This is a genomic window from Bradyrhizobium sp. UFLA05-125 (assembly GCF_059803515.1).
Window position 1 is genome coordinate 1 of record NZ_JBANBJ010000127.1, and the last position, 13,072, is coordinate 13,072.

The window sequence follows — 13,072 nt, forward strand, 5'->3', positions numbered from 1 at the left end:
TGTGCTTCCAATCCGAACACGAACTGATTGGTTTGCCAGCGATACCCGATCTGTCCGCCGACAAGGCCTCCGGAGCGGGTAGCGCAACCACCTGCGACTGTTCCAAAAATGTCAGTGACGAAGTCCACGCAACCGCGGCTTTGGCCCCATCCGCCGTTGGCGCCGATGTAAAAGCCAGTCCAATCGTAAATCGTGACTACGGGCGCGGGGGGCGCCTTGGTGTAAGGTTTCGCAGCCAGATCGGCCGCCGAGGCGGGAGCGGTCGCGCCCACCACCAACACGGCCGCGGTACTCAGTAGGAACTTCTTCATTGTGATTGCTCCCGTCCCGTCGTTTCGCCTGAAGCGACCGCCAGAACTTTCTTGAAGAAACCCCGCCCGACCGCAAACCTAGTCGACTTGGCGCAGATGCGATGTATCCCGAAGGCAACACTTAGGATTTTCAATCTTTGCTAGAACGGAATACCGGCAGCAAAGGTGATAGCCCGCATACGACAATTATCCTGACCAATAGATTTGTGGGGAGGCACGACGGTAGGTCGCGCGCCGCGGAACTGACGCCCTCGGTTCTGCATTCCTAAATCTGCTTGCGCAGCTGAGGATGTCGAACTTCGTGTCGTGAACAAACCGATGATCGAAACAGACGCTGAACGTGAATTCCTGTTAAGTCAGCTTTCGCCAGAAGATCGGGACCGTGTCGAGAATTTTTGGCAAGCTCATGACCTGAGCGCAGCACGCGCAATTGAGATGCTGGGTATCGGGCAAGCAGACTTTGGCTCCGAAAGACTCATCACCGAGACTACCGAGGAGCGCGACTTTTTGCTCAGCCAGTTGTCCCCGCGAGACCGCGCGCTAGTTGAAGAGGCTCTTGCCGCAGCCCGGACGGACCGTCGGTCAGTGCATCGAGCAGATGCGGCCCGATGGCAAACTCTGAAGCTCCGCTTTCGCCCTCACCGAAGCTACCACTGGCACAAGGTACACTTTCTGACGCCTCAGCCTGTGCTTTATTGGCGTCGCGCACTTTGCCGGTTTCCTAGCCCCCAACCCCCTATCGGCGGACGTGCGTATGACCCCGGCGCAGCCCACACAACTGCGCCGGGGCCCCAATGTGTCGATGGGTTGTTCAAGCGCTCTGAGCGACGCGCCCTTGGCTTTGACGGCGCGGACAATGTCCTCGCGAGACATGCAGAACGGCCTCTGCGCCACGTTGCTGCTTGCGTGATATGCGTCACGTAAGCTCGCGCGGGGCTCTCCTACTCTCTCCTCACGCCCAAACGGGAGACATGTACATGCGCAAGATCATTCTGGTTGCCGCCATGGTTCTGGCCTCCGCGTCTGCTCAGGCCGCCGGTTCGCGCAGCCTGACGCTCGCTTCCGCTGATGATCCGGCCGCGCAGCAGGCCACGACCACCACAGCGGCGCAGGCCTCCAAGCCCACCGAAGCGCCGAAATATGTCGACCGGCCCGCGGCCGTGTCCACGACACCGACGACCACGACGACCACAAGCTCAACGCCCGCAACGACGCAGACGCCAGCAGTCCCGACCAAGACCACGGCGAAGACCGACAAACCGAAGCGCACGCCTTACTGGACCGAAGGCCGCATCATCAGCGAGCTTCATCGCCACGGGATCTATTGGTAATCCAAAAAACGATGATGGCCGGGAAGCCCGGCCATCATGAACTGTCGAAGCGTGGTGGTCCGTCGCGTTACTGCGAAACCGTCTGCACCACGCTCGAGATCGGACGCGTGCTCGAGGTCGGCACCTTCAAATCCTTCAGCAGCGCCTCGTCATATTCCGGCAGCGTCTGGAACGTCGTCTTCGCCTTGATCTGCACGACCTTGTAGCCGCCGGCCTTCAGGCTCGCGAGCAGCGTCGGCAGGGCTTCCGCGGTGTGCTTCTGGAAGTCATGCATCAGGATGATGCCCTTGCCGAGCTTGTCGAGCTTGGTCATCACGTTGCTGACGATCTTGTCCGGCGTGCTTTCTTTCCGGAAGTCGAAGGAGTCGAGATCGGTCGAGAACATCGCCACGTTCCGGGTGCCGAAATAGCTCACGATCGCAGGATTGTGCTGGAGCTGGGGAAAGCGGAAGAACGGCGCGGGGTTGGTGCCGAGCGCGAACTTCACCGCACTAAAACCCTTTTCGACTTCGTCCTTGGCCTGCTGTTCCGTCATCTTCTTGCTGTTCAGATTGACGTGCGACCAGGTGTGCGAGCCGACCGTGTGGCCCTGGGCCAGCACCTGGCGCAGGATTTCCGGATGATAGGTCGCGTGCTTGCCGACCGCAAAGAACAGGCCCTTGGTGCATTCGTCGGCGAGCGCCTTCAGCACGGCAGGCGTGTTGTTCGGCCATGGACCGTCGTCGAAGGTCAGGACGACCTCCTTGTCGGTGAGGAAGTCGAACTGCTTGAAATGCTCGAAGCCGAAGCCCGGTCCGCCGGTGGTGTCGATTTCGACCACGCGGGCAACCCCAAGCGCGTTCGGATTGGCGCAGGTCGATTTCTGCTGAACCGGCATGGGCGCCGGCGGCGCGGCAGGGGCCGCAGCCGCGGTCTGCTTGCCGGACAGCCCCGCGGTGACCTCGACGTCGTCCTTGGCCGCAAGCCTCGCCGAGGCCGGCAGAGAGTCCGAGGCGCGCGCGGCCATTGTCTGGGGAGCGGCCTGTTCGGCGCGCGAGGAATAGAAGAACCAACTTCCGGCGATCACGACCGCCGCAATCACACTGGCCGCTATCAGGCCCAACGCATTACGCATCGCTATTCTTTCCAAATACGCAACCAAACAAGCGGTTTTTCCCCGCGCCGGGCCGATAATGCGAAGGAACAGTTAACGTGACACCAACACGACATCGGTTGCGGTGGAATTTCAGGGGGGTGCGCCAAAGTGACCGATGTCACGCTCGGCGGGCCGGTCGTGACCATCATCACAGTGGAAACGGTTTGGCCGGGGCATCGTGGCTCCCGTTAACGCACCCCGCCCGACGGCGGCGCCAATGGGAGCCTCAAATGATCACCTCGTTCTCGTCAAGAATCCGCGACGCCGGCCTGGCGCTGGGTTTTGCCGCTTTCGTTTCGATCCTGTCCTCGACGACAAGCTTTGCCTACACCGCCGAGGCCCAACAGATGTGCACCGGTGACGCCTTCCGCCTGTGCTCGTCGGAAATCCCCAACATTCCGAAGATCACCGCCTGCATGTTCAAGCACCGCGCCGATCTCAGCCCCGGCTGCCGCGCCGTGATGGACAAGGACCTCGCCAAGGCGCCGTCGCACAAGGTCGCCGACGCCCAGGAAGGTGCGCACTAAGACAGGTGCCTGATGATGCCATCATCATCGCGCGCTGAGCTCCCTCGCGACGTGCCCCGGTGCCAGACCGGGGCCAATCGCATCCGCCGGTACGGCTCATCACAAAGCCGTTGCAGCACGGGAACCACCGCTTTAGGTTCGCCCGCCTATCGTTTCGGGTATGAGGCATTTACGTGATGCGCAGAATTCTTTTGATTTTTCCATTGGCCCTGATCGCATCGGGTGCGTCGGCGCAGCAGCAGCCGGGTCATGATGCCTGCGCCCGCGACGTCTCGCGCTTCTGCCGTCCCGTGATGAACAATGGCGATTCGGCCGTGCTCGCCTGCCTCAAGCAGAATCGTACCCGCCTCAGCAAGGCCTGCGACAAGGTGCTGACAGAGCACGGGCAGTAACGCTATCGCTTTGTAGCCCGGATGAGCGAAGCGATATCCGGGACTTCTGACCCCGCATGTCGCTATCGCTCATGCGGGCTACGGGAGTTTCAAAGCTACGTGCTGCTCCCCGCCGCGGTCGCAACGACCGGCAACACCTCGCCGCTGCTGCGGTCCGGCGTCTCTTCCTTCCAGCGCACCGAGCCGAACGGACGCTCGAGCATGCGGCGGATCCGCACCGGCTCGGGGCCGATGTGGAAATCGATCGCCTGCTGATGCAGCGCGCGCTCGGACTGGGTCGGGCGGTTGCGCTGGCGCAGGTAATCGAGCCAGGTCGGGCAGTGATAGCGCTCGGTCCACAACTCGGGATCGGCGATGTCGCGCGCGATCGACCAGCCATAGGCGCCGTTGCGCTGCCTGGAGAGCTGCACGTCCTGCATCACATTGTGGAAGGCGCGCGCGTTCTCTTGCGCCACGCGATATTCGATCTCGACCACCAGGGGCCCGCTGCGTCCGGTCAGCGACAACCTCACCTCGGGATCGGCGAGCATCTCGGCGTCCTCGTTGCGCGCGCCGACGCGCGGCATTGCCAGCCACAGGCCGAGCAGTGGCGAGATCAGCATCAGGCCGGCCGCAACCAGCAGCGCCGTCTCGACGCCTGCGTAGTCGGTGAGATGGCCCCAGCCCCAGGCGCCGATCGCGATGCCGCCGGAGATCGAGGCCTGGAATGCGGCCAGCGAACGGCCAGCGACCCAGCGCGGCGCCGAGAGCTGGACGCCGATGTTGAACAGCGCCACCGACGCCATCCACACCGCGCCCGCCAGCACCAGCGCTGCCGCGGTCAGCACCGGCTCGCTGCTGAGCGCGATGGCGGCCATCGCAAAGGCCATCGAGATCGTGCAGGCGCGGATCGCCGATTCGCCGCTCATCCGCTTGCGCAGTTCGTGAATGTTGAGCGCGCCGACCACGGCGCCCATGCCGAAGGCGCCGAGCATGATGCCGTAGGTCTGCGCGCCGCCATGCAGGAGGTCGCGCGCGACCAGCGGCATCAGCGCCATGATGGCGCCGCCGATCAGGCCCATCACCAGCGTCCGCGTCAGCACGATCTTGATCGGCGGCGAATTGGTGATGTAGCGCACGCCCGAAACCATGGCACGGTTGAGCTTTTCCCGTGGCAGGCGCGACGGTTCGGTGGAGCGCCGCCAGAGCAGCAGCACGACGAGCAGCGGCAGGTAGAGGATCGCGTTGCAGGCAAAGGCCGCCACGGCGCCGGCCGCGGCAACGATGACGCCGCCGATCGCGGGGCCAAAGCTGCGCGCAATGTTGTAGCTGATGCCGTTCAGCGCCACCGCCGATGGCAGCGAGTCCGGCGGCACTTGCTCGCTGACCGAGGACTGCCAGGCCGGGCCGAACAGCGCGTTGCCGCTGCCGACGATGAAGCAGAAGGCGAGCAGCGTTTCGGGGGTGATGAGCTTGAGCCCGGCCAGGATCGTGAGCGCGGATGCGCCGATCAACGCGATCGAGAGCGAGATCAGGGTCACGATGCGGCGGTCATACATATCCGCGATGGCGCCGGCCGGCATCGAGATCAGCATGATCGGCAGCATCAGCGCGGTCTGCACCAGCGCGACCTTGTCGGCCGAGGCCGCCATCTGCGTCATCGCCCAGGCCGCGCCCACGCCCTGGATCAGGAGCCCGAGATTGGAGAGCAGGCTGGCGAGCCAGATGCGCCGGAATACGGTATACCGCAGGGGCGCGGTGATGCCGTCATTGGCAAATTTCTGGCGTTTCGGCTGCTCGGTCATATCCCCTTCCAAATAGCTTGCGAGAAATGGTTCGGCGATTCCTGCTTGACCCAGTGATGCCTGCGAAAGTCCTTCGCTGTCCAGTGGTTAGACGGCTATAAGCGGTGCAACCAATTGGTTTGCCGGGGAGGAACGACATGAAACTATCGCGACGGATGATCTTGCAGGGCGCCAGCGCGCTACCTTTCGCGGTTGCGAGCTTGCGGACGGCTGCATCGGCGCAGACCACGCCCGCAGTGCCAGCCGCCGCCGAGGTGCCTCCGATCCTGTTCGTGCACGGCAACGGCGATTACGGCGCGCTCTGGATGACGACGTTATGGCGGATGGAGTCCAATGGCATTGCGCGCGCGCGCATGATGGCGATCAATTTCACCGACCCCAACGCGCGGGACATCGACAGCGTCGAACAGCCCAACCGCTCCTCGACCGAGGATCAGCGTCGCGAGCTGGCTGCCGCGATCGCCGAATTGAAGCGCCGCACCGGCGCTGCGCGCGTCGCGCTGGTCGGCAGCTCACGTGGCGGCTACGCCATCCGCAATGTCATCAAGAATGGCGGCGCCGGCGATGTCAGCCATGCAGTGCTGTGCGGCACGCCCAATCACGGCGTCTGGGCCAGCGATGAGGTGCTCGGCAGCGAGTTCAACGGCCGCGGCGCCTTCCTGCGCGGCCTGAACGAGGGCGAGAGCGAGGTCACGCCGGGCCCCGCCTTCCTCACCCTGCGCAGCGACGGCATGGACAAATATGCGCAACCGGACGGCCGCTTCATCGGCAAGCCCGGCGTGCCTACCAATGTCACTGCCGAGGGCCCGGAACTGAAAGGCGCCACCAATCTCGTGCTCGGTGCGCTCGATCATCGCGAGGTGGCGTTTCATCCACGCGCCTTCCGCGAGATCTACAAGTTCATCGCGGGCCGCGAACCGGACCGCATCGCGATCACGCCCGAGAGCAGCGTCAAGTTGAGCGGGCTGGTGATGGGAACGCCCGGTGGCATGCCGACCAATTGTCCCGTGGAGGGCGCCACCGTCGAGCTGTTTCGCGTCGATCCCGCGAGCGGCGAGCGTCAGGGCGGTGCAGTGCATAGCTCAAAGACCGCCGCCGATGGCCGCTGGGGGCTGGCGCAGGTTGACCCGACCTGGTCGCTCGAATTCGTCCTGACCTCGCCGGACGCGCCGACGACACATATCTACCGCTCGCCCTTTCCGCGCTCGTCGGACGTGGTGCACCTGCGCGCCGCCCGCCCGCTCGGTCCGCCCGATGCCGGGGCGGGTGCAGTCCTGATTTTGTCACGGCCGCGTGGCTATTTCGGCCTGCCGCGTGACATCTTGCTGTTCGACGGCAAGGAGCCGGCCGACGTCAAGCCGGGCGTGCCAACGGATACGGCAGCAACCCTGCGGCTTTCGGCCACGGAGGTCGGGCGTAACGTCGTGGCTGAGTTCAACGAAGAACGGATCGTGGCGCGGGCCTGGCCGGCCGCCGAGAACAGGATTGCGATTGCCGAGCTGACTTACTAGCTCTGTGGGTGCGGTGGATATGCGGGGAGAGAGCCCATGAATGTCGCCAAGGTGCGCCGGCCCATCATTCCGCCGACCCCGCCGCGCGCGCCGGAGGGCATGCCATTCCTCCGCCGCGTTGCGGTGATCCGCAAGAACATGATCGCGACGTGGGCACAGCGCGCCTACGAGGAAGACGTCATCAAGGGCCGCTTCTTTCTCCACAACAGCTTCATCCTCAACCGGCCGGACTCGATCCGCCACATCCTGCTCAATAATTACGAGAACTATACGCGCACGCCGGCCGGCATCCGGATGCTGCGTCCGGTGCTTGGCCAGGGTCTGCTGATCGCGGAAGGCCAGCCGTGGCGGCATCAGCGGCGAACGTTGGCGCCCGCGTTCACGCCGCACGCCACCGCCAACCTCGTCCCGCACATGACGGCGGTGCTCGACGAGACCATCGCGAAGCTCAAGACGAAGACCAATGAGATCGTTGACCTCCGCGAAATCATGCAGCGGATGACGCTCGAGATCGCGGGTCGCACGATGTTCTCGTTCGGCATGGACAAGCACGGCGCGACCTTGCGCAACTTCGTCATGGAATACGGCCAGCGCCTGGGCCGGCCGTATTTCCTCGACATGCTGCTGCCGGTATCCTGGCCGAGCCCTATGGATTTTGCGCGCGCCCGTTTTCGCAAGCGCTGGACGGCGTTCGTCGCGATGCTGATCGCGGAGCGGCGGGCCGCCGGCAAGAAGGAGGGTGCGCCGCCGCGCGACCTCTTCGACCTCATGGACGAAGCGCGCGATCCCGAGACCGGCAAGGGCTTTTCGGACGAGCAGCTCGTCGACGAGGTCGCGACCATGATCCTGGCGGGTCACGAGACGACCGCGACGGCACTGTCCTGGGCGCTCTATCTGCTGGCGCTAGATCCCGAAACCCAGGAGGAAGTGGCCTCGGAGACGCGCGGCGAGCACCTCGACAGCATGGCCGATATCGACCGGCAGAAATTCACCCGCGCCGTGATCGATGAGACCATGCGGCTCTATCCGCCGGCCTTCCTGATCGCGCGCGCGGCACTCGACAAGGACAACGCGGCGGGCGTCGAGATCGAAAAGGGCGATATCATCATGATCGCCCCGTGGCTTCTGCACCGGCACGAAAAGCTCTGGGACCAGCCCAACGCCTTCATTCCCAAGCGCTTCATGTCGGCGACTCCGCCCGACCGCTTCGCCTATCTGCCGTTCGGCGCCGGCCCGCGCGTCTGCGTCGGCGCGCCTTTTGCGCAAGCCGAGTCGGTGCTGGCCCTGGCCCGGCTGATCGGAGAATTCCGTGTTGAGATGGTCGACACCGGGCCCGTCATTCCCGTCGGCGTCGTCACGACGCAGCCGGACCATTCTCCCATGTTCCGTATCACGCCACGGTGACGAGCCGGTCCTTGGGATCGCTGCGCCGACACACTAGATGAGGCCGCATGAGCGACATTCAGGCCCAGTTTTCGGTTCTCAAGCAGACCGCCGAGCCCAAGGTGGTCGACCAGATTGAGCGGCTGATCGATCGCGGCGAGGATCACGAGCTCAACCGCATCAACGCCATCGATTTCTCCAGGCAGCATGGCTTCGACGAAGAGCGGGTCATCTCCGCTTTCCTGCATTCGGCGCGGCTCGGACTGTTTGATTTGAGCTGGAACGTCTTGTGTCCGGGCTGCGGCGGGGTGCTCGGCGCCCACACGACGCTGAAGGCGCTGCGGCCCGACGACTATCACTGCGCGCTCTGCGCCTGCGGCTACAAGGCGTCCGTCGACGAGGCCGTCGAGGTCTCCTTCACTGTCAGTCCGCGCGTGCGGCGCATCGCGGCGCACGATCCCGACTCGCTTTCGGTGTGGGAGTATTTCAAGCAGATGTTCTGGAGCTCGGGCGTCGATTTCAACAAGGCGTCGTTCGAGACCCTCGCCAATGAGGTCACGCTCGACACGCTCGAGCTTCCACCCGGCGAAAAGGCGACGATGTCGCTCCAGCTTCCGAACGATTTCATCATCGTGTTCGAGCCGGTGACACATGCCGCGCATTTCATCGATATTCAGGGCGAGCCGACCAAGGAGCGTCAACAGCTCGCGATCATGTACAACAAGGTCCATGCTCCGACGGGGACCACGACCTTGCGGCCCGGACCCTTGCGGCTGTCCTTGGACAACCAGGCCGGCGTGCGTGTGCTGCCGACCGTGTTCATCGCTGCCGAGGCGCTGCATCACCTGATCGGCAAGCGCAAGCCGTTTCTCACCGCCAAGCGGATGCTGTCCAACCAGACCTTTCGCGATGTCTTCAAGGCGGACAATCTCAACATCGACCAGCGCCTGCAGATCACCTCGCTGACCTTCCTGTTCACGGACCTCAAAGGCTCGACGGCGCTGTATGAGCGCGTCGGTGATCTCGCCGCCTTCGACCTCGTGCGCGCACATTTCCATGCGCTGCTCGAGATCATCGCTTCCGAGAAGGGCGCGGTGGTGAAGACGATCGGCGATGCCGTGATGGCGACGTTCGTCAAGCCGGAGGACGCGCTTGTCGCCGGCTTGCGCATGCGTTCCGCAATGGAGGAATTGAACAAGAAGCGCGGCTCCGCAGATCTCGTTCTCAAGATTGGCATTCATGAGGGGCCTTGCCTTGCGGTCATGCTCAACGAGCGGCAGGATTATTTCGGTCGGACCGTCAACATTGCCGCGCGTGTGCAGAGCGTGTCGATGGCCCAGGAAATCCACATCACCGGTCCCGTGCTGGACGCGCCGGCGGTCGCCAGGATCCTCGAGCAGTGGTCGATCAAGCCGATCCAGAAACAGGCCGCGCTCCGCGGCATCGCCGACAAGATGGTGGTGTACGAGCTGCCGTGAGTTCCTTTGAGTCGTTCCGTGGCGCTTTGCGCGCCCCGGAACGAGTGCAAGTAGATTGCCGAAACGTAATGCGGGTCGGGGCATAAGCGCGCATTGCGCGGTGCGAATTTCCCGCTCATATAAGGGGGTAGAGGCCGCCGTTGCGGCGCCACCCATTGCGGCAGGATTTGATGCTGGACGGACTGCGCCAATTCATTGCCGACATCGTCGCCCCCCAGGCGCAGGACCGCGCGTTCGGCGACAGCGATTATCGCCTGGCGGCCACCGCGCTGCTGATCCATGTGATCTCGCTGGATGGCGAGCCGACGGAAGCCGAACGGCGCAAGCTGCACGGCCTGATCGAGAGCCATTTCTCGCTGGACCGCGGCACTGCGGATCGCCTGATCGCGTCGGCGACCCAGGTCGAGGGCGAGGCGGTCGATCTCTATCACTTCACCAGCATCATCATGCGCTCGCTCGATGAAGAGGGCCGCAAGCGTATCGTCGAGATGATGTGGGAGCTCGTCTATGCCGACAACCAGGTGACCGAGTTCGAGGACAACGTCGTCTGGCGTGCGTCGGATCTGCTCGGCGTGTCGCAGCGTGACCGGATCGACCTCAAGCACCTCATCGCGAGCCGCCGCACCGGTCAGGTCAAGGACGGCGTCGCCAGTACTTGAGCGCGTCGGCGGGACGAGGTCAGTGGCGACCACATGACGAAACTTTAATGTATCGGCTGATGACGGCCTAGCCGAACACCCCTTCAAATCAGCGGTTTTTCTGCCTCCTGCATCCCGGCTGCTCGTCGCGAGGCTGACGGGCGGCTTGCATCGTGCACGCGGCCTATGCTCTCGTCCCTGAGTTGCGTCCTAATTTCGCTTGCATTGAAGAGACGTCGATCGTGACTGAGCGTGTGACGCTGATTACCGGTGCCTCGGCGGGCATAGGCATGGAGCTGGCGCGCGTGTTTGCCGCGAACGGCCACCGCCTGGCATTGACGGCGCGGCGTGCCGAGCGGCTCGATGCATTGGCCGGCGAGATCGCAGCCAAGGGCGGCAAGACGCCGATCGTGATCGCCTGCGATCTGGAAGAAGCTGGCGCGGGCGAGAAGATCGCGGCGGCACTGGCCGGTGCCGACGTCGAGCTCGACCATCTCGTCAACAATGCCGGCTTCGGGGTGTTCGGCGATGCGATCGAGTGTGATCGCGCTGCGCAGCTCGGCATCATCGACGTCAACATCCGCGCGTTGACTGATCTGTCGCTGCGCTTCGCGGATCAGCTCGTCAAGAACAAGGGCGGCATTCTCAACGTCGGCTCGGTCGCGGGCTTCCTCCCCGGCCCGGGCATGGCCGTCTATTACGCCTCCAAGGCCTACGTCATCTCCTTCACCGAGGCGCTGCGCGGCGAGCTCGGGGCCCGCGGCGTCCGCGTCACCGTACTTTGCCCGGGTCCCGTGGCGACCGAATTTCAGGCCCGCGCAGGCTTTACCCCGGGATTCGATTCCGCCGTTCTCGACGTCCCGGCCGCTGATGTTGCGCTTGCAGCTTATCACGGGCTGATGGCCAATAAACGGGCGGTGTTGCCTGGTCTTGGCATCAAGATCGTGCCGTTCCTGCTGCGCTTCTTTCCGCGCGGCTTCATCTTGGCCGCCGTCGGCGGGTTTCAGAGGCGCCGGCGCTAGAGCATGATCCGGAAAAGTGCGGAGCGGTTTTCCGAAAAGATCATGCTCAAACAACAACCCAAAGCGCGATGACGATTCATCCTTATCTCATCGTGCTTTGGCGCGCCGATTTTGGCCCGGCGTTTGCTTCGTCTCCTTCAGCTCAGTGTGTGCGCAAACTCACACGAAATTAACGATCGCTTAGTTATGCTCGCGGTCTAAACCGATAGCTTTCGAAAAGGGCAATGGTGTTCCGGACGGACAGGTTTGGTGGCGAAGAGGTGGTCCCCTTCAGGAGAAGGGCGCCAGACGCCGCCGCCGACCGTAGGCCGCCGCTGCCCGTTCTGATCGTCCTGCATCAGGAATCCTCGACACCCGGCCGGGTCGGCAACGCCTTGCGCGCGCTCGGCCATCGTCTCGACATCCGCCGGCCGCGCTTCGGCGATTCCTTGCCCCGGACACTCGAGCATCACGCCGGAGCCGTGTTTTTTGGCGGCCCGATGAGCGCCAATGATTGCGACGACTATATCCGCCGCGAGATCGACTGGATCGAAATTCCGCTGCGTGAGCAGCGGCCGTTTCTCGGCATCTGCCTGGGTGCGCAGATGCTCGCGATGCAGCTCGGCGCCCGCGTCGCGCCGCATCCCGACGCGCTCACCCAGATCGGTTACTATCCGATCCGTCCGACGGCGGCGGGTCACGCGCTGTGCCCGGACTGGCCGGGAAAGGTCTATCACTGGCACCGCGAGGGTTTTGAGCTGCCCAGCGGCGCGGAGCTGCTCGCGGAGGGTGACGATTTTCCGGTGCAGGCGTTCCGTGCCGGTAATGCGTTCGGCTTCCAGTTTCATCCCGACGTGACCTACGCGATGATGCATCGCTGGACCACGCGTGGCTATGACGGCCTGAGTGCGCCCGGCGCATGCGCCCGCCACCATCATTTCGCGGATCGCGCGGTCTACGACGTTGCCGAGCGCGCCTGGCTGAAGAACTTCGTCGATATCTGGCTGGCGCGCAGGCCGGTCATGGCGCAGGCAGCCGAGTGATCCTGGCGGCGCGTTCCGCCTTCCTCTTGCATGTTTCCCGGATGTGTTAGGCTCGCACTCAACGCGCGTGCCGAAGCCGCGCGACCAAGCAAGAAAAAGGAGAGAACGCGCCGTGAGCTACGAGCATATTCTCTACGAGGTCAGCGACAAGATCGCGACCATCACGCTCAACCGTCCCGATCGCATGAATGCGTGGACCCCGATCATGGAGCGCGACGTCCGCCACGCCATGGAAACTGCCGAGGCCGACGATGATGTTCGCGTCATCGTGCTGACCGGCGCGGGCCGTGCCTTCTGTGCTGGCGCGGACATGGATGCGCTGAAAGGGCTCGATCCCAACGATGTCAGGCGTGCTTCGAACCTGCCGCCCTTCGACATGAACCGCCGGCCTGACTGGCAGACGCGCTACGGCTATTATCCGTCGATCAAGAAGCCGGTCATCGCCATGCTCAACGGCGCGACCGCCGGCATCGGCCTCGTGCATGCACTCTATTGCGACCTGCGCTTTGCGGCGGACAACACGGTGTTCACCACGGCC

Annotated in this window: 12 protein-coding genes and 1 pseudogene; 10 read left to right on the forward strand and 3 right to left on the reverse strand. The window is 63.9% G+C overall.

Going from position 1 to position 13,072, the window contains the following annotated elements:
* Window positions 1-311 (reverse strand): annotated as a pseudogene (locus SO156_RS44475) (hypothetical protein); the annotation flags it as partial.
* Between the two features lie 977 nt (window positions 312-1,288).
* On the opposite strand from SO156_RS44475, the gene SO156_RS44480 reads away from it, so the two are divergent.
* Complete coding sequence (locus SO156_RS44480; RefSeq protein WP_498539263.1) at window positions 1,289-1,642, forward strand: hypothetical protein; 354 nt, start codon at window positions 1,289-1,291, stop codon at window positions 1,640-1,642.
* A gap of 67 nt (window positions 1,643-1,709) precedes the next feature.
* Here SO156_RS44480 and SO156_RS44485 read toward each other — a convergent pair whose 3' ends face one another.
* Window positions 1,710-2,756, reverse strand: a complete 1,047-nt coding sequence (locus SO156_RS44485) for a polysaccharide deacetylase family protein (protein ID WP_498539264.1) — start codon at window positions 2,754-2,756, stop codon at window positions 1,710-1,712.
* A 251-nt stretch (window positions 2,757-3,007) separates the two neighbouring features.
* Between SO156_RS44485 and SO156_RS44490 the strand changes: the two genes are divergently transcribed.
* Both SO156_RS44490 and SO156_RS44495 read left to right on the forward strand, forming a co-directional pair.
* Window positions 3,008-3,304 carry a hypothetical protein gene (locus SO156_RS44490; protein ID WP_458150806.1) on the forward strand — a complete coding sequence of 99 codons (297 nt, stop codon included), beginning with the start codon at window positions 3,008-3,010 and terminating at the stop codon, window positions 3,302-3,304.
* A 176-nt stretch (window positions 3,305-3,480) separates the two neighbouring features.
* Window positions 3,481-3,696, forward strand: a complete 216-nt coding sequence (locus SO156_RS44495; RefSeq protein WP_458150805.1) for a hypothetical protein — start codon at window positions 3,481-3,483, stop codon at window positions 3,694-3,696.
* 95 nt (window positions 3,697-3,791) lie between these two features.
* On the opposite strand, the gene SO156_RS44500 is transcribed toward SO156_RS44495, so the two are convergent.
* Complete coding sequence (locus tag SO156_RS44500) at window positions 3,792-5,480, reverse strand: MFS transporter (RefSeq protein WP_458150804.1); 1,689 nt, start codon at window positions 5,478-5,480, stop codon at window positions 3,792-3,794.
* A 137-nt stretch (window positions 5,481-5,617) separates the two neighbouring features.
* On the opposite strand from SO156_RS44500, the gene SO156_RS44505 reads away from it, so the two are divergent.
* From SO156_RS44505 to SO156_RS44535, 7 genes are all read left to right on the forward strand, one after another.
* Window positions 5,618-6,991: a hydrolase gene (locus tag SO156_RS44505; protein ID WP_498539265.1), complete on the forward strand. Its 1,374-nt coding sequence runs from the start codon at window positions 5,618-5,620 to the stop codon at window positions 6,989-6,991.
* 36 nt (window positions 6,992-7,027) lie between these two features.
* Window positions 7,028-8,395 carry a cytochrome P450 gene (locus SO156_RS44510; protein WP_458150802.1) on the forward strand — a complete coding sequence of 456 codons (1,368 nt, stop codon included), beginning with the start codon at window positions 7,028-7,030 and terminating at the stop codon, window positions 8,393-8,395.
* 47 nt (window positions 8,396-8,442) lie between these two features.
* Window positions 8,443-9,852, forward strand: a complete 1,410-nt coding sequence (locus SO156_RS44515) for an adenylate/guanylate cyclase domain-containing protein (RefSeq protein WP_458150801.1) — start codon at window positions 8,443-8,445, stop codon at window positions 9,850-9,852.
* Between the two features lie 170 nt (window positions 9,853-10,022).
* A complete protein-coding gene (locus SO156_RS44520) occupies window positions 10,023-10,511 on the forward strand; it encodes a tellurite resistance TerB family protein (protein ID WP_458150800.1) in 489 nt (162 codons plus the stop codon).
* 221 nt (window positions 10,512-10,732) lie between these two features.
* A complete protein-coding gene (locus SO156_RS44525; protein ID WP_498539266.1) occupies window positions 10,733-11,512 on the forward strand; it encodes an SDR family NAD(P)-dependent oxidoreductase in 780 nt (259 codons plus the stop codon).
* A 224-nt stretch (window positions 11,513-11,736) separates the two neighbouring features.
* Complete coding sequence (locus SO156_RS44530) at window positions 11,737-12,534, forward strand: glutamine amidotransferase (protein ID WP_498539267.1); 798 nt, start codon at window positions 11,737-11,739, stop codon at window positions 12,532-12,534.
* Between the two features lie 112 nt (window positions 12,535-12,646).
* The coding region (locus tag SO156_RS44535; protein ID WP_498539268.1) for an enoyl-CoA hydratase-related protein at window positions 12,647-13,072 on the forward strand (426 nt) is incomplete at its 3' end.